The organism is Roseburia sp. 499, assembly GCF_001940225.2.
Classification (GTDB): Bacteria; Bacillota; Clostridia; order Lachnospirales; family Lachnospiraceae; genus Petralouisia.
On the sequence record NZ_CP135164.1, the window covers coordinates 1,429,397 to 1,448,713 of the forward strand.

A 19,317-nucleotide genomic window follows, 5' to 3' on the forward strand; every position below is an offset into this window, starting at 1 on the left:
ATGAAAGAATTATTAATAATTGCAATCGGCTCTGCCATTGTAAATAACGTAGTATTAAGTCAGTTCTTGGGAATTTGTCCATTCCTTGGTGTTTCTAAGAAAACAGAAACCGCAGCAGGAATGGGTGGCGCAGTAGTCTTTGTTATTACTTTGTCTTCCTTTGTAACTGCATTGATTTATAAGTTTATCCTTGCACCGCTTGATATCGCATATTTGCAAACCATCGTATTTATTTTGGTAATTGCATCTTTGGTACAGTTTGTAGAAATGTTCTTAAAGAAAAATATGCCACCGTTGTATGAATCCCTTGGGGTATATTTGCCGTTGATTACAACAAACTGTGCAGTATTAGGCGTGGCTTTAACGAATGTAAGTAAAGCATATGGAATTTTAGAAAGTGTAGTAAACGGATTAGCAACAGCAATCGGATTCTTTATTGCTATTGTAATTATGGCAGGAATCCGTGAAAAAATTGAATACAATGACATTCCGGAGCGTTTTAAAGGAACAGCCATCGTGTTAATTACAGCCAGTTTAATGTCAATCGCCTTTATGGGATTTTCAGGCATGATTTAGGAGGGAATGAATATGAATTTTACAGCAATTATCATTGCCGCCCTTGCCGTAGGCGGAACAGGTATTATCCTTGGATTTTTCCTTGGAATCTTCGGAGAAAAATTTAAAGTAGAAGTAGATCCGAGAGAAGAAGCTATTTTAGGTGTTCTTCCGGGTAACAACTGTGGTGGATGCGGTTATGCCGGATGTTCTGGATTAGCAGCAGCTATCGTCAAAGGAGAGGCTCCGGTAAACCAGTGTCCGGTTGGAGGAGCACCGGTTGCGGCTAAAGTTGGTGAAATCATGGGCATTTCCGCAGAAGAAGGTGCGAAAAAGGTTGCTTTCGTAAAATGTGCGGGAGACTGTGAGAAGGCAAAGCGCGATTACGAATATACCGGTGTAGAAGATTGTGCAGCAATGGCATTTGTACCAAATGGTGGACCAAAATCTTGTAACTATGGATGTCTTGGTTATGGAAGTTGTGTAAAGGCGTGTCCATTTGATGCAATCCACATTGTAAACGGAATTGCATTGGTAGATAAGGAAACATGTAAGGCATGTGGCAAGTGTGTAGCAGCATGTCCGAAACATCTGATTGAACTGGTACCTTACGAAGCAAAGCAGAAGGTACAGTGTAGTTCTAAGGATAAAGGTAAGGATGTAATGGCAGCATGTTCTGTAGGATGTATTGGTTGTCATCTCTGCGAAAAGAACTGTCCGAATGGTGCAGTTACTGTAACGGATAATGTGGCTCATGTCGACTATGAGAAATGTACCGGATGTGGAACTTGTGCTGAAAAATGTCCGAAGAAGATTATTACCATTGCATAATAAAATGTTTTGAGAGAACCACTTCTTTTCTAAACTACTTTAGAAGAGAAGTGGTTTTTTATGTCGAAATATGATATACTTGTCAAGTTGTAGTAAGTTAAATACAGAGGACAAATGGAAAGAGGATTCAGATGATGAACCGGAAACATTTAAAAAAATATATCGGAACAAAAGAATTTTATAAGATGGTATTATTAGTAGTAATTCCTATTATTATACAGAATGGAATTACAAATTTTGTAAGTCTTTTGGATAATATTATGGTGGGGCAGATAGGAACGGAACAGATGAGTGGCGTTGCTATTATAAACCAACTGATGATGGTATTTAATATTTGTGTATTTGGCGGTGTGTCCAGTGCAGGAATATTTACAGCACAATATTATGGACAGGGAAATCGTGAAGGAGTACGTAATACTTTTCGGTTTAAGTTTATTATTTGTGTAGTCATGGCATTGGGAGCTATAGCATTATTCTTTTTCAAAGGTGAAGAACTGATTATGCTTTACCTACATGAAGGAACGCAGGATGGCGATATTGTCAAAACCTTACAATACGGAAAAGAATATCTTTCTGTAATTATGATTGGGATGATTCCATATGCGGTATCTCAGACTTATGCCAGCACTTTGCGTGAAACAGGAGAGACACTAATCCCAATGAAAATTGGAATTAGTGCTGTAATGATGAATCTGGCAGGAAATTATTTGTTGATTTTTGGTAATTTCGGAGCACCGAAGCTGGGAGCAGTCGGTGCAGCAATTTCAACAGATATTGCCCGTTTTGCAGAATGCTTTATGTTGATTTGGTGGACCCATAAAAATCATAAACGACATAGCTTTATAGAAGGCGCTTATAGCAGTTTACGAATACCAAGGACATTAACATTGGATATTATTAAAAAGGGAATACCATTACTGCTAAATGAGGCAGCATGGTCTATGGGACAGGCCTTTTTAATGCAATGTTATTCCATGCGAGGACTGGCGGTAGTAGCAGGATTAAATATTTCTAGTACGGTATCCAATCTATTTAATGTGGTTTTCTTGGCTATGGGAAATGCGATTGCCATAATAATAGGACAGCTTTTGGGTGCTGGTAAGATGGAAGAAGCAAAGGATACTGATCGAAAACTTTTGGTATTTTCAGTAGGAACCTGTGTAATATTTGGAAGCCTGTTGGCCGCAATTTCACCATTTTTCCCTGAAATTTATAATACTTCTTCGGAGGTACAGGGACTGGCAACACGATTTATTTTGATTTCAGCTGCATGTATGCCGCTATATGCATTTATGCATGGATGCTATTTTACATTGCGCTCTGGTGGAAAAACTTGGATTACAGTATTGTTTGACAGTGTGTATGTTTGGGCAGTAGATATTCCCCTTGCTTATGTGCTGTCCAGATTTACAGGAATCCCTATTGTTGGGGTGTACTTAAGTTGTCAGTTGGTAGAAACCATAAAATGTGTGATCGGTTATGTATTAGTGAAAAAGGGGATTTGGCTGCAAAATATTGTTTCAGATTCTTAATACAAAGGAGAAAAGTCGGATATGTTGTTTAGCAGATATGAAATCGTATGGTTATTTTTTGTTTATAGCTTTCTCGGATGGACCATGGAAGTGGTTCATGGAGTCTATGGAAAAAGAAAGCTGATAAATCATGGCTTATTAAATGGAATTGTTTGCCCGGTGTATGGATTTTCTATGGTGTTCTTATCCGTATTTCTGGATTCGCTACGAGAAGGCTGGTTCTATTTGTTCTTAGGCTGTATGATTGTAAGTTCTGTTATTGAATTGATAACAGGAGTAATTTTGGAAAAAGTATTTCAGATACGAATGTGGGATTACTCTAATATGAAATTTCAGGTGGGTGGATATGTTTGCCTGAAATACGCTATTCTTTGGGGAATTCTTGGAATGTTGCTGATAAAGCTGGCAAATCCGTTCTTTTTAAGCATTATACATGAAATACCACAGCTTGTAGGTGAAATCCTACTAATTGTGTTTAACATATTATTGGTAGTAGACACGGTAACAACGTTAGCGGGATTATATTTTGGCAGAGAAAATTCGAAGCATATGGATGAAATTGCAGATGGATTTTCGCAGGCATCGAATTCCTTGCGTAAAGCCATAACTGCTAGGGTAGAGCAGCGTATGGAGCGTGCATTCCCAAATCAGAAAAAGAAGGATATGGAGAGTGCAGCCGAGAAAGAGGAAAAGAAATTACGCGAAAGTGTATTTGCCTATGGATGTGGATTTCATAAAATTGTCTGGATTTTTTTCTTGGGAGCATTCCTGGGAGATATTACAGAAACGATTTTCTGTTGGATAACTACAGGGGAATTGATGAGTCGAAGTAGTGTAGTATACGGGCCGTTTAGTTTGGTATGGGGAATTGGTGTTGCCGGAATTACAATGTTGTTGTATCGATATCGGAATAAAGAAGATCGGTATATCTTTCTGGCAGGTACTTTCTTGGGCGGAGCTTACGAGTACATATGTAGTGTTTTTACAGAAATATGTTTTGGTACTGTTTTTTGGGATTACAGTGATATACCGTTTAACCTGGGAGGACGTATTAATCTTTTGTTTTGTTTCTTCTGGGGAATCGCGGCATTGGTATGGATGAAATTGTTTTATCCCTTCTTTTCTAAGTGGATTGAGCGGATTCCAATGAAAATAGGAAAAATACTGAGCTGTGTTTTTGTAATATTTATGACGATAAATATTATAATTTCTGCCGGCGCATTAGCACGTTATAGTGACAGAAATCAGGGAATAGAATCGAAAAATGCGATAGAAAAATGGCTGGATAGTCATTTTGATGATAGTCGTATGGAATGGATTTATCCCAATGCAAAGATGACAGAATAGTAGTTTTTATATTTTGCACTAGGCTTTTTCACTTAAGTGTGGTAAAGTAATAAGGTATAATCAGGATAAGGACGAGAAAAATGGAAATGAAGGAATACTTAAAACATAAAAAACGTGTAGTGGTAAAAATAGGATCATCTTCCCTAATGCATGAAGAGACTGGGGGACTTAATTACCCCAAATTAGAAAAACTGGTACGAGAATTATGCGACATTCATAATCAGGGAATAGATGTATGTCTGGTAAGTTCCGGAGCTATTGCTGTGGGAAGAAAGGTCATTGGGCTGGAAGAACGACCTAAGAGCATTTCTACCAAACAGGCATGTGCAGCAGTGGGACAGGCAAGATTAATGATGACATATCAGAGAATATTTTCTGAATATAATCATATGGCTGGTCAGGTATTGATGACAAAGGGAACCATGTTAAATAATGTATCTAGAAAAAATACACAGAATACTTTTGAAGAACTGTTTCGTCTGGGCGTAATTCCGGTTGTAAACGAGAATGATACAGTATCTACATATGAAATGCAGTTTGGTGATAATGATACATTGTCTGCCATTGTAGCATCATTGGTGGGAGCAGATCTTTTGATTTTGTTATCTGATATTGATGGACTATTTACCGATGACCCTCATAAGAATCCAAATGCAGAGTTGATTAAAGTGGTAGAGCATCTGGATGAAGGTGTATTGTCTATGGCAAAGGATAGTACAGGAAGTGATGTGGGAACCGGTGGCATGGCAACGAAACTTACAGCGGCAAAAATTGCTACTCTTTCCGGCGCAGATATGATTATCGCAAATGCAAAGGATGTGGGAATTCTCCATGAGATTTTTGAAGGGGAATTTACTGGAACACTGTTTAAGCAGCATAAGAATGAAGATTTTTATATTGCAGATTTTATAGAAGAAAGTATAGGATAGAAGGAGATACATATGGAACAGAGTAAAATTGACCGAATCAATGCGTTGGCGAGAAAATCAAAAGCAGAAGGTTTGACAGAAGCAGAGAAGAAGGAACAGGCACTTTTGCGTCAGGAGTATATTGCTAATGTAAGAAGAAATTTAAGAGGACAGCTTGATAATATTGATGTGGTAAATCCTGATGGAAGTATCGAGAATCTGGGAGAAAAGTATGGAAAGAAAACAGCAAATTAGAGCTGAGTTAAAAGAAAAAAGGAATTTGTTGACAAAAGAACAGCGGGAAGAATATTCTGGAAAGATATGTGAACAGATTTGGAAGTATATCGTATCAGAAGAAGCGGAAGTCATATATTGTTATTATCCGTTGGGAAGTGAAGTAAATGTGTTGCCTTTGGCAGAAAAAGCACTGGCAGAAGGGAAAAAAGTCGCATTTCCGCGAACGAATGGAGATATGATGGAGTTTTATCCGGTTATGTCATTAGCTGGTTTTCAAAAGGGAGCTTTTGGAATTATGGAGCCTATTGGTGAGGTTCCGATTACAGAAGATTCGCCCATGGTAATTGTTCCGGGACTTGGGTTCGATAAAAGTAAAAACAGAATTGGTTACGGAAAAGGTTTTTATGACAGATATTTTGCAAGATTTCCTGCATGTCGAAAAATTGCTGCAACTTATGAAACACAAATCGTAGATAACATTCCTACAGATGATTTTGATACACCAATGGATTTGATTATAACTGAGAGAGAGGTATTGGAATGAACAGTATGTTAGAGCAGATTGGAAAAAATGCAAGGGAAGCAGAAGCGGTTATGCGTGTATTATCTGTGAAGGAAAAGAATAAACTGTTGGCTACTGCTGCAGATTATTTAATGGCAGATATGACATTGCTTCTGGAAGCGAACGAAAGAGATATGGAAAATGCAAGAGAAAATAATATGCCACCGGCATTACAGGACAGATTGCAGTTGACAGAATCAAGGGTGGCGCAGATGGCAGAAGGGTTACGTCAGATTGCTGCGTTAGATGACCCGGTAGGGGAAGTACTGTCTATGAAACAACGTCCAAATGGTCTTATGATTGGTCAAAAACGAGTTCCGTTAGGAGTCATTGGAATTATTTATGAATCCAGACCAAATGTAACAGCAGATGCTTTTGGACTTTGCTTTAAAGCTGGAAATGTGGTGATTTTAAGAGGCGGTAAAGATGCTATTCATTCTAATAATGCCATTACCAAGACCATGCAGGAAGCTTTGGAGAAGTGCGGTCTTCCAATTCATGCAATTCAGTTGATTACAGATACTAGTCATGAAACTGCAGAAGAGTTTATGCGCATGAATGAATATGTGGATGTTTTGATTCCGCGTGGAGGAGCCGGATTAATCCGCACTGTAGTGCAAAAAGCTACAGTACCTGTGATTGAAACAGGAACTGGAAATTGTCATATTTTCGTAGATGAGACAGCAGATTTGGATATGGCAATTGATATTATTTTCAATGCAAAGACCCAGAGAATTGGTGTATGCAATGCTTGTGAATCTCTGGTAGTGCATGAGAAGATTAAGGATGCATTTCTTCCAAGGTTAGCAGAACGGCTAAAAGAAAAAAACGTAGAACTTCGCGGAGATGAGAAGAGTCGGGAAGCTTGCGTTGAGATTAAAGCAGCAACAGAAGAAGATTGGGGAACTGAATATTTAGATTATATTCTATCTATTAAAACAGTTTCTTCTATTGAAGAGGCAATTCTCCATATTAATAAGTATAATACAGGACATTCTGAGGCAATTATCACGAAGGATTATGATAATGCACAGAAATTCTTGAATGAAATTGATGCGGCTGCTGTATATGTCAATGCGTCTACAAGATTTACCGATGGATTTGAATTTGGTTTTGGTGCAGAAATCGGCATTAGTACTCAGAAACTGCATGCCAGAGGACCAATGGGATTAAAAGAACTGACTACAACCAAATATATTATTTATGGAAATGGTCAAGTGAGAGAATAAGAAATATGTGTGTGCATTATATACAATTGGGAGAAGAACAAATTGAATTGTCATTATTTCATGGATTTCGTCGACATCAGGAAGTAACAAAATGCTGGCGGAAGGAAAATGGAAGATGGCAGTTAAAAGATATTCCTTTTGTAGAAGAGTGGAGCGAAGCAGAATATGCATTTTTGGTAAAGTGCTTAAAGAATACAGACCATACCGGAGGATTTGTGTTTGGGGCCTTTGATGAGGAGCGGCTGGTTGGTTTTGCATCTGTGGAGAATGAACCTTTTGGTTCAAAAAATCAGTATGTTCAGTTGTCTTGTATTCACGTTTCAGAGGAAAGCCGTGGAATGGGAATCGGGAAACGATTATTTGCCATTGCCAGTGAAGCTGGCAGAAGATTGGGAGCAGAGAAATTGTATATTTCTGCACATTCGGCAAAAGAGTCTCAGGCATTTTATCATGCTATGGGGTGCATAGAGGCAAGAGAGTATAATAGACAGCTAAGTGAAGCAGAACCTTGTGACTGCCAGTTAGAATTTGTACTGTAAACGTAAAGGGCAGATAAGAACGTAATGTTGAAGAGTTCTTATCTGCCCTTTTAGCGTTTTATAGAGTTTTTCCATTTAAAACTTCTATATAGTCTTTATAATTTTCCTCTAATAATGTTGGCGTATCTAGTCCGTAAGGACAGTGTGCGCTGCACTGGCCACAGTGAATACAGTCCTCAATTTTTTTCATCTTTGCCTGTACCTCTGGTGTAAGCTGTAATTCGGAAGGAGAACGGCGAAGCAGCAGCGACATGCGGGCACAGTTGTTGATTTCAATTCCTACCGGACAGGTGGGCATACAGTAGCCGCAGCCACGACAGAAGTTTCCGGCAAGTTGCGTGCGGTCATCTTCTATGATTTTCTTGATTTCCGGTGTCATTGCAGGCGGATTATCAATATAGCTTATGAATTCATCCAGTTCTTTTTCACGCTGCACACCCCAGATAGGAAGCACATTGTCAAACTGATCCAGATATGCATAAGCGGCGGCAGAATTCGTAATGAGTCCGCCGGATAATGCCTTCATAGCAATAAATCCCATGTTTTCTTCTTGACATCTTTTTACCAGTTCTAAATCTTTTTCCGTGGCAAGATAGCAAAAAGGAAATTGTAAGGTTTCGTAAAGTCCACTGTCTATGGCTTCGTGTGCTACGGAAAGACGGTGATTGGTGATACCAATGTGGCGAACCTTACCCTCTTCCTTTGCCTGTTCCATAGCTTCATATAATCCGGTACCATCACCGGGTTTAGGACAAAAAGAAGGATTGTGGAACTGATAAAGGTCAATATAATCTGTTTTCAGAAGAGAAAGACTAGTCCTTAAATCCTTCCAGAAATCAGCTCCATTTTGGGCAGCAGTCTTTGTTGCTATATAGATATGATTGCGGACATCAGAAAGTGCCTCTCCGATTTTGGCTTCGCTGTCAGTGTAAAAGCGTGCAGTATCAAAAAAGGTTATTCCTGCATCATATGCTTTACGCAATAGTTTTCCCGCATCTTCTGTGGAGATACGTTGAATCGGGAGAGCACCGAAACCATTTTTGTTTGCGGTAATTCCCGTTTTTCCGAGAGTAACAGTTTTATTCATGTTAAAACACCTCTTTCGTAAAAAAAGTTAATGAGAAAATTGTTCATTAGGACTATTTTATCATGATATATTTTCAAATACAAGAAGTTAAGAATTACGAACAAATGGTTGGATTTTTTTGCAGAGACATTTACATTCTACGGAAAAAAGTGTATGATATAAGTTAAGTTTGCTTTGTGCAAGACTAATTTTAAATATAGATAGAAAAGGATAGTATATATGGAAAAGAATATGTATGACCAGGTTCCGACAATGGAGCCACAGCGCCAATTTTATTATATGGAAAAAGCCAAGAGTTATGTAGATGATTTGGCACAGCAGTTAGGTAGAAGACCAACCTTTTGTGTCACTACATTCGGGTGTCAAATGAATGCCAGAGATTCTGAAAAACTGACAGGAATTTTAGAAACGATTGGGTACGAAGCGGCAGATAGTGAAGATGCCGATTTTGTTATTTATAATACCTGCACAGTCAGGGAAAATGCTAACAACAAGGTTTGGGGACGTTTAGGATATCTGAGTACTTATAAAAAGCATCATCCACATATGAAAATTGCACTTTGTGGTTGTATGATGCAGGAACCGGAAGTAATTGAGAAGTTGCAAAAAAGCTATCGCTTTGTAGATTTAATATTTGGAACACATAATATCTATAAATTTGCAGAACTCATTGTTGCTACTTTTGAACAGAAGGGAATGGTAGTTGATATTTGGAAGGATACAGATAAAATCGTAGAAGACCTTCCGGTGGAGCGTAAGTATTCCTTTAAGTCCGGAGTCAATATTATGTTCGGATGCAATAACTTCTGTAGTTACTGTATTGTTCCTTATGTGCGAGGAAGAGAACGTAGCAGAAAGCCTCAGGATATCATTCGTGAAATCGAACATCTTGTGGCAGATGGCGTGGTAGAAGTTATGCTTCTTGGACAGAATGTAAATTCTTATGGAAAGAATCTGGAGACACCGGTAACCTTTGCAGAATTGTTGCAGGAAATCGAGAAAATTGAAGGATTGGAGCGTATCCGTTTCATGACTTCCCATCCAAAGGATTTGTCTGATGAACTGATAGAAGTTATGAGCAAATCGAAAAAAATATGTAAGCATTTGCATTTACCGTTACAGTCAGGAAGTAGCCGTATCTTAAAGGAAATGAACCGTCATTACGATAAGGAACAGTATTTAACCCTGGTGGAAAAGATTCGCAAGGCTGTACCGGATATTGCACTTACTACAGATATTATTGTAGGATTTCCTGGTGAGACGGAAGAGGACTTTTTAGAAACTATGGATGTGGTACAGAAAGTACGCTATGATAGTGCGTTTACTTTTATATACTCTAAACGTACCGGGACCCCTGCTGCAGCAAAGGAAGAACAAGTACCGGAGGATGTGGTGAAAGACCGTTTTGACCGGTTATTAAAGGAGGTACAGAGTTGTGCTTCTGAACGTGCTCAGGCTCTTACCGGAAAAACGGAAAGCGTTTTGGTAGAAGAAGTGAACGAACAGGACAGTTCACTGGTAACCGGAAGACTCAGTAACAACTTTGTAGTACATTTTCCGGGAACAGAAGAATTGATTGGAAAGATTGTTAACGTGAAGTTAAAGGAATGTAAAGGATTTTATTTTTACGGTGAGATGACAGGAGAAGTGTAAGATGTATTCTTATATTAAAGGTGAACTGGTTGAGATTATGGATGATGTGATTGTAGTTGAAGCTGGACAGATTGGCTACAATATTCACATTCCAGCCAGTATGATAGATAATTTTACAGGAACAGGACAGGACGTAAAAATCTATACATATCTTCATGTAAAGGAAGATGATATGCAGTTGTATGGATTTTTAACAAGAGATGACTTGAATATCTTCAAGTTGTTACTTGGGGTTAGTGGTATCGGCCCGAAAGGTGCGCTTGCAGTGCTGTCGGTAATGACACCGGATGACCTGCGTTTTGCAGTGTTGGGAGAAGATGCAAAAGCCATTGCAAAGGCACCGGGAATCGGGAATAAGACAGCACAGCGTGTTATTTTGGAATTGAAGGATAAGTTAAGCTTAGAGGATGCTTTTGAAGCGAAAACTGCACATGTGGCAGAGACAAATACCAATTCACTTTCCAGCGTGAAAAACGAAGCGGTACAGGCCTTGACAGCTCTTGGTTATTCTGCTTCAGAGGCTTTAAAAGCAGTGAATGGTGTGGAACTTACAGAGGACATTACGGTAGAAGAAGTGTTGAAAGAAGCATTGAAACAGATGGCGTTTCTTTAGGTAGTATGAGGAGAAAGAAGGAACTATATGGTGAACAAGTTGGAAAAATGTTTCAGGATGAGAGATCGTATTATTCCAATGAATTACTCTGTTCCATACAAGAAGATTTTGATTATATTGATTTATTACAGGAAATACCACAAAAGGTATATGGAATATATGGGAACAGAAATCGCTCGGAATATGACAAGAAAATACAAGATTTAAATTTGTCATCTGCAACATTGGAAAAGTTGGAAATTAGTTATGTAAATAATGCTTGTCATATGATGATGATTGAGAATCCACTGGGAACATATGAAAAAATAAGTGAAATATTATGCGAAGAGTTTAAGGAATAACACTTAGTTGGAGAATAAAATGAAAAAGGAATTTATGAACTGTCCCTCATGTTTTGAAGGACAAGAGATGTATGGATTTGATTGGAAAGAGCATGTTGTTGCAATACCCGCTCCGTTGGTCGTTGTAACATCATATAAAGAAAATGGAAAGACGAATGCAACAATGCAATCATGGTTAACTTTTTCCAATAGTGATGGTTTTTATTGCATTTTTGCAGATGTAAACAAATATGGACACATGTATTCTACTATTAAAGAGAAAAAATCCTTGGTAATTAACTTCCCCTCTGCGGATGTATATATGAAATGTCATGCTACCATCTATAATAACGAGTACGAAGATGATGAAATTCAAATGGCAGGTTTAACTGTGGAGAAAGCTTCCATGGTAGATGCACCAAGAATAAAAGAATGTTTTTTGAATTTAGAATGTGAGTATGCATGGGAAAAGGAACTTACACCTGATAGTTACCATATTGTCATGTGTGTAAAAGTTGTTAATGTGGTAATGGATGAAGAATACTATAACGAGCAAATGAAGGGACGTTATGGTGAAACAGGATATTTATATAATATTCATTCTCCGAGAAACCCGGAGAGTGGAAAAGAGGAGAATACTTGTGTCGGTATTATAAAAAAGTATGCTACATATGATGAGTTATCCAATAAATAAGTATACAAATCCCAGTTTTTCGAACTTACTGAGATGAAGTCTAAAAAAGTATCGAGGTCAGGAGAAAATTATGATGAGAAAAGCAGAAAACAAAGATGTTACGTTATGCGATGACATTCGTTTCTTGACAAACAGAGCATTATGGGAAACAGAAAATTTAATGAAATGTATTCCAGACGAACTTTGGAATAAGAGATATGATGGACTACCTATGTGGAAATACCTGTATCATACCTTGTATTCTATGGATAGGTGGTTTATTAATCCATGTGACTCTAATTATCAGAACCCCGAATTTCATACAGAAACCTTAGCAGATTTGAATGTTGTTCCGGATAAGGAATATTTATCGAGGGAACAATTAGAAGACTATTTTTATGGCATCAAGTCGAAAATTGAAACCTATATAAACGAGTTGTCCGATGACGAACTTTCTAATATGCCGGAAGGATGCAACATGACAAGATTTCGTCTAATATTGGGACAGTTTAGGCATTGGCACAGGCACATGGGAGTAATCTATGGATTTATTGTGGAAGATACTGGAAAGTGGCCGTATGTTCTGAATATGAAAGGGGCATATCCGGAAGAACCAATGCCAAACTACTATTAAGATTTGATAATAACGGGAGAAATTATATGCAAGATTTCTTTTATATTTCAAAGGAAGACATCATTTTGCAGGGTAAAACGCATGAGCCGTACTCTGAACATAATTTTATTGTATATGTAAATCCAAATGATAACCGCAATAAAATCCATATAAATACATATTTTGTTGAATATGAAGAAGGTATTCAGTGCTGTCATTTTTATGACAGAGGGCTTTGTGATACCATAGATGAATATAGAAAATTAAATATGTATGAAATTGAAAGTCAGGCATATGGTTCGTGGATGGATGGTGCCAGATAAAGTTTGCTAACAGTAACACAAAGTAGATGGGGATACTTAAAGACAGGAGATAATAGAATGCTCATTAATGATGAAATTATAAATGTAAAAGGAAAAGAGTTGCTATTTCGCAATGCAACGGAAGAAGATGCACAAATGCTGATAGACTATTTGAAAGTGACTTGTGGTGAGACTAGATATTTGGTGAAAGAGCCGGAAGAAATAAAATTCACCTTAGAACAGGAAAAAAAGTTTATTACTCAAATTAATAATTCTGAAAATAATTTAATGTTATTAGGTTTTTTAGATGGAAAATATGTCGGCAATTGTTCTCTTATGGGAATGGCAACAAGCAGATATAAACATCGTGCCAGTATGGGAATAGCGCTTTATCAAAAATATACCGGAATGGGTATTGGGCGTGCTATGATAGAGAAGTTATTTGCGGTAGCTAATGAAAAAGGTTTTGAGCAAATTGAACTTGAAGTAGTTGCTGATAATGAAAGAGCTATCCATTTATATAAAAATATGGGATTTGAAATTTATGGAACTTTTCCTAATAATATGAAATATAAAGATGGTACATATGCTGATGCTTATTGGATGATGAAAAAACTTTAAATAAAGCAATGTGAAAGGGCTGATTATGAGGTTAATAATTTATCAGAACTTTTAGACATTTGCGAGGAACAATGAAATGAATAAATTAAATATTGAAACATTAGAAAATTATCTAAAAGAAACATATAAAAGTTTTGATGAAGACCAAGGCTTATTTATGAAACTTGTGGAAGAAATTGGTGAAGTGGCAGAACTTCTAAATATTAGAACAGGAAGAAAAGGTGGCGACAAAGATATAAAGGAAGAATTAGCAAAAGAATTAGCTGATGTTATCCATTATACTGTAGCTATAGCTGCTATTAATAATATTGATTTAGAAAAGACAATAATTGAAAAAGATTTAAAGGCTGCTATTAAATATAATCATGAAATCAATTTAAAAGATTATATGGAACGAAAAAGTTGAATTGAGCGAGGTCTTTAGAGCGGGGGATGCTTCTTGTCCGAAGGACAAGAAGATGGGTGGAGATAAAGAAAATTGATGTTGGAGGAAACTATGTACTATCATGCATCGCCAGTAAAGAATATAGAAATTTTGAAACCACGAATTTCTAACCATAATATACCATTAATATACTTTTCGGATAAGCGTGAAAATGTCTTAGTATACTTAAGCAATGCTGTTGAGAAATTCTGTAAGGAACAGAATTTTGAATATAACGGATTTTGGTATAAGTGGGGAGCGTATGGATTTAAGGATGGAATCCTATGCTTTGAAGAATACTATCCTAATGCTTTGGAAGAAACATATAAAGATGTTTCTGGCTATATTTACTACTGTAATGAAATCATTGAGGAAAATGCAATAGATATCAAGATTCCCAATGCACATATTTCCAGTAAGGCAACAAAGGTAAATTTCTGCGAATTCATTGAAGATGCATATGAGGAAATAATGTTGGCTGAAAAAGCGGGCAAAATACATATCATTCGCTACGAGCAGTTTATTGGTAAAAGAAAAGCGTGGTTGGAAAGAGTAATAGAGGAAGAATATAGTAGTATTGAAAATCACCCAGAGTACCGATTCTTTTTGAAGAATAAGTTTGCAGATATTCTGAAGGATAAATCCTAAGTTATCGAGCGGTGCCATTCGCATCTTCGCACCGCTCGTAGAAACGCGCAACTTCCAATTTGCCGAAAGGAGAATCTGATGAGGATAGAACATATTGCATTATATGTAAATGATTTAGAAGCGACCAAAGAATTTTTTATAAAATATTTCGGGGCGTCTTCCAATGATGGATACCATAATTTTAATACGAATTTTCGTTCCTATTTCTTGTCTTTTGATGATGGGGCTAGATTAGAAATTATGAATAGACCATCTATGGATAATCCTGAAAAAACTATGGAAAGAACAGGATATATTCATTTGGCTTTTAGTGTAGGAAGTAAAGAAAAGGTTGATGCACTTACAGCAGAGTTGAAGAAGGATGGTTATGAAGTAATAAGTGGGCCAAGAACAACAGGCGACGGATATTATGAAAGTTGTATCCTTGGTATCGAGGGGAATCAAATTGAAATAACCGTATAAAATAAAAATTAAGGAAGAATATGGCAATTTATTATGGTACAAATTGAACCAAAAGAATATCCGGCAATTGGATCATATGTTGATGTAGGAACATATCAAGCACACTATTACGCAAAAGGTGAGGGTGATGTTGCATTTGTTTTTATTACGGGTTCCGGAACACCATGTGCTTATACGGATTTTTATATGATTCAGAATATGTTGTCAACAATGGGACAGACAGTGACATTTGACCATGCGGGAAGTGGTTGGAGTTCGAGTACGGAAACGGAGCGTTCAATCGAAAATCTTGTTAAAGAACTTTCGATATTGATTGATACGGTTGCTCCAAACAAGCCGATAATTTTACTTTGCCATTCTCTTGGTTCTCTTGAAGCAATTGGCTATGCCCAAATGAATCCAGAAAAAGTGAAAGGCATTATATTTTTGGATTCTGGAAGTCCGGAGTTTTATAGTACAGATTCTGAAATTTTCGCAAAAATAATTAATCGAGGAAGTGCATTTATCAGAACAATTGGTATCAATCGTCTATTGGGAGAGCTTGGAATTATGTTGCCATTATACGGTGAAAATATTAGAAATCACAACATTCCGGAAGAAGTGAAGGAAATAGATAAATCAATGTATTATCAATTTACAGGAAACTCGGCTTCATTGGACAACATTAAACTCATCAACGAAAATGCAAAAAAGGTTCGTGAAGGCTCTTTGTTAGGTAAAATACCGATACTTGTTCTTTCCTCTGATAATGGTGATGAATGGAATGATGTACAGATTCAATTGGCATCATGGTCTGAAAACAGTAAACAAGTCATGATTAAGAATGCCGAGCACTATATACACTGGTCAAATTATGACAAGGTTTCATATTATATTGAGTTGTTTGTTGAAGATATCTTGAATTAGGAGATGAATTATGATAGAAAAAGTAAATATTAAGGAAAAAGTAAATTCTATAAATGAATTGTTTTCGTATATGCGAATTGGTACATTAAATAATCACATGATTAACGTTCTTCAAGCCGAGAATAGGACACTGGATTTTCATATTCATGAAGAATCGGATGAATTATTTTATTGTATTGAAGGTGAATTTGATATTGAATTTGAAGATGGACTTACTCACCTGGTAGAAAATGATTTTATTATTATTCCAAAAGGAGTTAAACATAGACCTGTTTGTAAAAAATTGGTCAAGTGTCTTCTAATTGAAGTTGAGGGGACTCTAAATAAAAGCAATACAGGTGGTACATATTCGGAAAGTGATTGAGGAAATGAAAATGATAAGAAATGCACAGAAAGAGGATAAAGAAAATATAACAAAAAATGGAATCATTAGTTCAGAGTTCATAGAACATAAAAAGCAGATATTATCAATTGCGAGCCGTAACTATATTAGTAAACTTATGGAATTTGAGATACCAAGAATAAATGACGATATTGCAATCCAAGCCTTTATAGAAGAAAAAATGGAGCATATGCAGGGAGTTGTTTATCTGCAAAAAGGATGTTGCAAAGGATATTTGCTTTATCAGTTATGGGAAGAAGATAATATATTACATTGCAATATTCCGATATGGGGATATGGTGCCGAGGGCGAAGACAGAACAAAAATTGTGTCACTCTTATTTCAAGAGTTAGCCGGACAGTTGGTAAATGGAAAAGTAGTTTCGTTTTCCGTTCATATATATGCACAAGATTTGGAGATACAGAGACTATTTTCCTATATGGAATTTGGAATACAAGCAGAGACAGGTGTTCGCCTCTTGCAAAAGAATGATATCAATAAAGAATATTGCATAAGAAAAATCGAAGTAAGCGAAATAGGCAAAAGGTGGTCAGAGATTTGGGCGTTATTAAGTAAGTTGATTATGCATTTAAAGGAGAGTCCTATTTTTTATCCAGGTAATGAGTTTACAGAAGATGTATATAAAGAATTTTTTGAGGATGAAGATACTAATGTTTTTATTGCAGAAGAAAACGGAAGAATCATAGGCGTAATTGAAACAAATCCAGAAAGAAATGAATTTATTTTTGGAAAAGAGGAATCTGCTAATGTGGGGGAAGCATTTGTACTACCAGAGTATCGAGGAACAAAATTGGCGGAATCATTGCTATTTTATGCAGAAAATGAGTTGCTTATGAAGCAGTGTTCCTATGAGTGGGTAGAACATGGAACAGCCAACCCTAATGCTAGAGGATTTTGGAATAAATATTTTTCTACATATGAATATGAATTTGTTCGATGTATAGGAGGTATATAATGGAAAAGAGTAAAAAAATTTTCGTTGATTTTTTAGATCAATATAATGAATGTTTTTATAACAAAGATATAGTAGGTTTAAAAGAATTTTATGATACGCAAAGCAATGTGTTGATATATTTTGATAATCATAAAGGCAATGATACATATACTTTAGAGGAGCATTTGCAACTGATTTCAGACTTTTTTGTGAAGGGAAAGCAAACAGAGTCAGGGGGCGTAGAGCCGCTTATCATAGAAAATTTAAATGTTTTCCATAAAGAAAATGCAGCGTGTTTATGTTTTATTTCTAAGTATAAAAGTTTTCCTGTTCCGGTAGTACGAAGTACCATGTATTTGGAGCGTATCGAGGATAAGTGGAAAATTATGCATGCGCACTTTTCTTTTGAACCTGAAAAGAACCTGAAAAATAGAATAGATATTGTAGGAGGCATGTAATGAAAGATTTTCCAGATTTTATGAAGAGCAAATATAACCACATAGATAGTAGTCAACAAAATACAAAAGACATTGATGGATACTATTTTGAAGGAAAAGATGGTAGCCAGATGGCTTTTTGGACGTATTATTCAGATCGAGAATCAAAAGAGCAGATACATGAATTTGATGAATATACGTTATGTGTGGCAGGTGAGTATGTTGAAATATTTAATAATGAAGAACACATTTTAAGACCGGGAGATGAAATTATTGTTCCGAAGGGAACACCACATCATGGAAGAGTGAAAGCAGGAACAAGAACAATACATTGTTTTGGTGGAAAAAGAATTAGGCAGTAAGGCATTGTTTTTTGAAGATGTAACAGATATAATAGTAAAAGTTAAGATAAAATGGAAGGAACATTTTCATGGAAAAAAGAGTGATTTCCACACAGGCACAGGAAGAAGATATTAAAATAGAGACAAGCCTGCGTCCTCAAACTTTAAATGAATATATTGGACAGGAAAAGGCAAAGGGAACATTAAAGGTCTATATTGAAGCAGCAAAACAGCGTAAGGAATCTTTAGACCATGTATTGTTTTATGGACCACCGGGACTTGGTAAAACTACTCTTGCGGGTATTATCGCTAACGAAATGGGTGTACATATGAAGATTACTTCTGGTCCGGCAATCGGAAAACCAGGAGAAATGGCAGCTATTTTAAGTGGACTTCAAGAAGGCGACATCTTATTTGTAGATGAAATTCATCGCCTAAACCGTCAGGTAGAGGAAGTTCTTTACCCTGCCATGGAAGATTATGTCATTGATATTATGATTGGAAAGGGAGCAACTGCCCGTTCCATTCGTCTTGACTTACCACACTTTACACTGGTGGGGGCAACAACAAGAGCTGGTTTGTTATCAGCACCATTGCGTGACCGCTTCGGCGTAGTAAATCATATGGAGTTCTATACACCGGAGGAATTAAAGACGATTGTTCTTCATTCAGCAAAAAAACTAGATGTTGAGATAGATGAAGAGGGGGCCTTTGAGCTTGCAAGACGTTCCAGAGGTACTCCAAGACTTGCAAATCGTCTTTTGAAGCGTGTCCGTGATTTCGCCCAGGTAAAATATGATGGAAAAATCAATAAGGAAGTAGCTTCCTTTGCATTAGATTTATTGGAAGTAGACAAATTTGGATTAGATCAGAATGACAGGAATATTTTATTGACGATTATCGAAAAATTCCAAGGCGGACCGGTAGGTCTTGATACCCTTGCTGCATCTTTAGGCGAGGATGCAGGGACCATTGAAGATGTGTACGAGCCATATTTGGTGAAGAATGGCTTTATTAACCGTACTCCCAAGGGAAGAGTGGCTACAGATTTTGCTTATGGACATTTTGGAATTACAAAATAAAGGTTGTTTTTCTGTAAAAAAAGAGATATACTTTTGAGTGTATATGGTAAAAGAAAGC

General features: G+C 36.8%; 26 protein-coding genes. 25 read left to right on the forward strand and 1 reads right to left on the reverse strand.

The genetic code is table 11. The features are described 5' to 3' along the window. The 9 genes from rsxA to BIV20_RS07160 all read left to right on the forward strand — a co-directional run bounded on the left by rsxA (nucleotide 1) and on the right by BIV20_RS07160 (nucleotide 7,740). Nucleotides 1-576, forward strand: a complete 576-nt coding sequence (gene rsxA / locus BIV20_RS07120) for an electron transport complex subunit RsxA (RefSeq protein ID WP_075719505.1) — start codon at nucleotides 1-3, stop codon at nucleotides 574-576. Nucleotides 577-588: 12 nt separating this feature from the next. Continuing rightward, on the forward strand, nucleotides 589-1,386 hold the full coding sequence (rnfB, locus tag BIV20_RS07125) for an RnfABCDGE type electron transport complex subunit B (protein ID WP_075719507.1): 798 nt from the start codon (nucleotides 589-591) through the stop codon (nucleotides 1,384-1,386). Nucleotides 1,387-1,517: 131 nt separating this feature from the next. Beyond that, nucleotides 1,518-2,918 carry an MATE family efflux transporter gene (locus tag BIV20_RS07130; RefSeq protein ID WP_242939798.1) on the forward strand — a complete coding sequence of 467 codons (1,401 nt, stop codon included), beginning with the start codon at nucleotides 1,518-1,520 and terminating at the stop codon, nucleotides 2,916-2,918. A gap of 21 nt (nucleotides 2,919-2,939) precedes the next feature. Continuing rightward, complete coding sequence (locus tag BIV20_RS07135) at nucleotides 2,940-4,265, forward strand: putative ABC transporter permease (RefSeq protein WP_075719509.1); 1,326 nt, start codon at nucleotides 2,940-2,942, stop codon at nucleotides 4,263-4,265. A gap of 80 nt (nucleotides 4,266-4,345) precedes the next feature. Further along, nucleotides 4,346-5,194 carry a glutamate 5-kinase gene (gene proB, locus BIV20_RS07140; protein WP_075719511.1) on the forward strand — a complete coding sequence of 283 codons (849 nt, stop codon included), beginning with the start codon at nucleotides 4,346-4,348 and terminating at the stop codon, nucleotides 5,192-5,194. Between the two features lie 12 nt (nucleotides 5,195-5,206). After that, nucleotides 5,207-5,428 (forward strand): DUF896 domain-containing protein, encoded by a 222-nt coding sequence (locus BIV20_RS07145; protein WP_075719513.1) that lies wholly within the window; start codon nucleotides 5,207-5,209, stop codon nucleotides 5,426-5,428. Continuing rightward, entirely contained in the window at nucleotides 5,406-5,954 is a 549-nt protein-coding gene (locus tag BIV20_RS07150; RefSeq protein ID WP_075719515.1) for a 5-formyltetrahydrofolate cyclo-ligase, read from the forward strand. Before BIV20_RS07145 ends, BIV20_RS07150 begins: the two co-directional genes overlap by 23 nt. 5 nt (nucleotides 5,955-5,959) lie before the next feature. Next, complete coding sequence (locus tag BIV20_RS07155; RefSeq protein ID WP_075720047.1) at nucleotides 5,960-7,201, forward strand: glutamate-5-semialdehyde dehydrogenase; 1,242 nt, start codon at nucleotides 5,960-5,962, stop codon at nucleotides 7,199-7,201. A 5-nt stretch (nucleotides 7,202-7,206) separates the two neighbouring features. Continuing rightward, on the forward strand, nucleotides 7,207-7,740 hold the full coding sequence (locus BIV20_RS07160) for a GNAT family N-acetyltransferase (protein ID WP_075719517.1): 534 nt from the start codon (nucleotides 7,207-7,209) through the stop codon (nucleotides 7,738-7,740). A gap of 58 nt (nucleotides 7,741-7,798) precedes the next feature. Here BIV20_RS07160 and BIV20_RS07165 read toward each other — a convergent pair whose 3' ends face one another. After that, nucleotides 7,799-8,827: an aldo/keto reductase gene (locus BIV20_RS07165; RefSeq protein WP_075719519.1), complete on the reverse strand. Its 1,029-nt coding sequence runs from the start codon at nucleotides 8,825-8,827 to the stop codon at nucleotides 7,799-7,801. Nucleotides 8,828-9,046: 219 nt separating this feature from the next. On the opposite strand from BIV20_RS07165, the gene miaB reads away from it, so the two are divergent. From miaB to ruvB, 16 genes are all read left to right on the forward strand, one after another. After that, entirely contained in the window at nucleotides 9,047-10,480 is a 1,434-nt protein-coding gene (gene miaB, locus BIV20_RS07170; RefSeq protein ID WP_242939799.1) for a tRNA (N6-isopentenyl adenosine(37)-C2)-methylthiotransferase MiaB, read from the forward strand. 1 nt (nucleotide 10,481) lies between these two features. Beyond that, entirely contained in the window at nucleotides 10,482-11,093 is a 612-nt protein-coding gene (gene ruvA / locus BIV20_RS07175; RefSeq protein ID WP_075719521.1) for a Holliday junction branch migration protein RuvA, read from the forward strand. 5 nt (nucleotides 11,094-11,098) lie between these two features. After that, nucleotides 11,099-11,434: a hypothetical protein gene (locus BIV20_RS07180; RefSeq protein WP_075719523.1), complete on the forward strand. Its 336-nt coding sequence runs from the start codon at nucleotides 11,099-11,101 to the stop codon at nucleotides 11,432-11,434. A 19-nt stretch (nucleotides 11,435-11,453) separates the two neighbouring features. Further along, entirely contained in the window at nucleotides 11,454-12,107 is a 654-nt protein-coding gene (locus BIV20_RS07185) for a flavin reductase family protein (protein WP_083655127.1), read from the forward strand. Between the two features lie 70 nt (nucleotides 12,108-12,177). Next, nucleotides 12,178-12,720 (forward strand): DinB family protein, encoded by a 543-nt coding sequence (locus BIV20_RS07190; RefSeq protein WP_242939800.1) that lies wholly within the window; start codon nucleotides 12,178-12,180, stop codon nucleotides 12,718-12,720. A 65-nt stretch (nucleotides 12,721-12,785) separates the two neighbouring features. After that, nucleotides 12,786-13,022, forward strand: coding sequence for a hypothetical protein (locus BIV20_RS07195; RefSeq protein WP_143524513.1), 237 nt, complete (start codon nucleotides 12,786-12,788; stop codon nucleotides 13,020-13,022). 57 nt (nucleotides 13,023-13,079) lie between these two features. Beyond that, nucleotides 13,080-13,622: a GNAT family N-acetyltransferase gene (locus tag BIV20_RS07200; RefSeq protein ID WP_075719529.1), complete on the forward strand. Its 543-nt coding sequence runs from the start codon at nucleotides 13,080-13,082 to the stop codon at nucleotides 13,620-13,622. 76 nt (nucleotides 13,623-13,698) lie between these two features. Then, entirely contained in the window at nucleotides 13,699-14,028 is a 330-nt protein-coding gene (locus BIV20_RS07205) for a MazG nucleotide pyrophosphohydrolase domain-containing protein (protein ID WP_075719531.1), read from the forward strand. 90 nt (nucleotides 14,029-14,118) lie between these two features. Then, nucleotides 14,119-14,694, forward strand: coding sequence for a hypothetical protein (locus BIV20_RS07210; protein ID WP_075720053.1), 576 nt, complete (start codon nucleotides 14,119-14,121; stop codon nucleotides 14,692-14,694). A 78-nt stretch (nucleotides 14,695-14,772) separates the two neighbouring features. Further along, complete coding sequence (locus BIV20_RS07215; RefSeq protein ID WP_075719533.1) at nucleotides 14,773-15,156, forward strand: VOC family protein; 384 nt, start codon at nucleotides 14,773-14,775, stop codon at nucleotides 15,154-15,156. Between the two features lie 33 nt (nucleotides 15,157-15,189). Further along, nucleotides 15,190-16,062: an alpha/beta fold hydrolase gene (locus BIV20_RS07220; RefSeq protein WP_075719535.1), complete on the forward strand. Its 873-nt coding sequence runs from the start codon at nucleotides 15,190-15,192 to the stop codon at nucleotides 16,060-16,062. A gap of 10 nt (nucleotides 16,063-16,072) precedes the next feature. Continuing rightward, nucleotides 16,073-16,426 (forward strand): cupin domain-containing protein, encoded by a 354-nt coding sequence (locus BIV20_RS07225; RefSeq protein WP_192848872.1) that lies wholly within the window; start codon nucleotides 16,073-16,075, stop codon nucleotides 16,424-16,426. 10 nt (nucleotides 16,427-16,436) lie between these two features. Further along, nucleotides 16,437-17,420 (forward strand): GNAT family N-acetyltransferase, encoded by a 984-nt coding sequence (locus tag BIV20_RS07230; protein ID WP_158024918.1) that lies wholly within the window; start codon nucleotides 16,437-16,439, stop codon nucleotides 17,418-17,420. Next, nucleotides 17,420-17,857, forward strand: coding sequence for a nuclear transport factor 2 family protein (locus BIV20_RS07235; protein WP_075719539.1), 438 nt, complete (start codon nucleotides 17,420-17,422; stop codon nucleotides 17,855-17,857). Before BIV20_RS07230 ends, BIV20_RS07235 begins: the two co-directional genes overlap by 1 nt. Continuing rightward, complete coding sequence (locus BIV20_RS07240; protein ID WP_075719541.1) at nucleotides 17,857-18,198, forward strand: cupin domain-containing protein; 342 nt, start codon at nucleotides 17,857-17,859, stop codon at nucleotides 18,196-18,198. Before BIV20_RS07235 ends, BIV20_RS07240 begins: the two co-directional genes overlap by 1 nt. A gap of 68 nt (nucleotides 18,199-18,266) precedes the next feature. Beyond that, nucleotides 18,267-19,259 (forward strand): Holliday junction branch migration DNA helicase RuvB, encoded by a 993-nt coding sequence (ruvB, locus tag BIV20_RS07245; RefSeq protein ID WP_075719543.1) that lies wholly within the window; start codon nucleotides 18,267-18,269, stop codon nucleotides 19,257-19,259. Nucleotides 19,260-19,317 lie beyond the last annotated feature (58 nt).

Excerpts from the sequence above, each read along its gene's own strand:
- rsxA (WP_075719505.1), top strand. The coding sequence starts at position 1 with ATGAAAGAATTATTAATAATTGCAATCGGCTCTGCCATTGTAAATAAC.
- rnfB (WP_075719507.1), top strand. The coding sequence starts at position 589 with ATGAATTTTACAGCAATTATCATTGCCGCCCTTGCCGTAGGCGGAACA.
- BIV20_RS07130 (WP_242939798.1), top strand. The coding sequence starts at position 1,518 with ATGATGAACCGGAAACATTTAAAAAAATATATCGGAACAAAAGAATTT.
- BIV20_RS07135 (WP_075719509.1), top strand. The coding sequence starts at position 2,940 with ATGTTGTTTAGCAGATATGAAATCGTATGGTTATTTTTTGTTTATAGC.
- proB (WP_075719511.1), top strand. The coding sequence starts at position 4,346 with ATGGAAATGAAGGAATACTTAAAACATAAAAAACGTGTAGTGGTAAAA.
- BIV20_RS07145 (WP_075719513.1), top strand. The coding sequence starts at position 5,207 with ATGGAACAGAGTAAAATTGACCGAATCAATGCGTTGGCGAGAAAATCA.
- BIV20_RS07150 (WP_075719515.1), top strand. The coding sequence starts at position 5,406 with ATGGAAAGAAAACAGCAAATTAGAGCTGAGTTAAAAGAAAAAAGGAAT.
- BIV20_RS07155 (WP_075720047.1), top strand. The coding sequence starts at position 5,960 with ATGTTAGAGCAGATTGGAAAAAATGCAAGGGAAGCAGAAGCGGTTATG.
- BIV20_RS07160 (WP_075719517.1), top strand. The coding sequence starts at position 7,207 with ATGTGTGTGCATTATATACAATTGGGAGAAGAACAAATTGAATTGTCA.
- BIV20_RS07165 (WP_075719519.1), bottom strand. The coding sequence starts at position 8,827 with ATGAATAAAACTGTTACTCTCGGAAAAACGGGAATTACCGCAAACAAA.
- miaB (WP_242939799.1), top strand. The coding sequence starts at position 9,047 with ATGGAAAAGAATATGTATGACCAGGTTCCGACAATGGAGCCACAGCGC.
- ruvA (WP_075719521.1), top strand. The coding sequence starts at position 10,482 with ATGTATTCTTATATTAAAGGTGAACTGGTTGAGATTATGGATGATGTG.
- BIV20_RS07180 (WP_075719523.1), top strand. The coding sequence starts at position 11,099 with ATGAGGAGAAAGAAGGAACTATATGGTGAACAAGTTGGAAAAATGTTT.
- BIV20_RS07185 (WP_083655127.1), top strand. The coding sequence starts at position 11,454 with ATGAAAAAGGAATTTATGAACTGTCCCTCATGTTTTGAAGGACAAGAG.
- BIV20_RS07190 (WP_242939800.1), top strand. The coding sequence starts at position 12,178 with ATGATGAGAAAAGCAGAAAACAAAGATGTTACGTTATGCGATGACATT.
- BIV20_RS07200 (WP_075719529.1), top strand. The coding sequence starts at position 13,080 with ATGCTCATTAATGATGAAATTATAAATGTAAAAGGAAAAGAGTTGCTA.
- BIV20_RS07205 (WP_075719531.1), top strand. The coding sequence starts at position 13,699 with ATGAATAAATTAAATATTGAAACATTAGAAAATTATCTAAAAGAAACA.
- BIV20_RS07210 (WP_075720053.1), top strand. The coding sequence starts at position 14,119 with ATGTACTATCATGCATCGCCAGTAAAGAATATAGAAATTTTGAAACCA.
- BIV20_RS07215 (WP_075719533.1), top strand. The coding sequence starts at position 14,773 with ATGAGGATAGAACATATTGCATTATATGTAAATGATTTAGAAGCGACC.
- BIV20_RS07220 (WP_075719535.1), top strand. The coding sequence starts at position 15,190 with ATGGTACAAATTGAACCAAAAGAATATCCGGCAATTGGATCATATGTT.
- BIV20_RS07225 (WP_192848872.1), top strand. The coding sequence starts at position 16,073 with ATGATAGAAAAAGTAAATATTAAGGAAAAAGTAAATTCTATAAATGAA.
- BIV20_RS07230 (WP_158024918.1), top strand. The coding sequence starts at position 16,437 with ATGATAAGAAATGCACAGAAAGAGGATAAAGAAAATATAACAAAAAAT.
- BIV20_RS07235 (WP_075719539.1), top strand. The coding sequence starts at position 17,420 with ATGGAAAAGAGTAAAAAAATTTTCGTTGATTTTTTAGATCAATATAAT.
- BIV20_RS07240 (WP_075719541.1), top strand. The coding sequence starts at position 17,857 with ATGAAAGATTTTCCAGATTTTATGAAGAGCAAATATAACCACATAGAT.
- ruvB (WP_075719543.1), top strand. The coding sequence starts at position 18,267 with ATGGAAAAAAGAGTGATTTCCACACAGGCACAGGAAGAAGATATTAAA.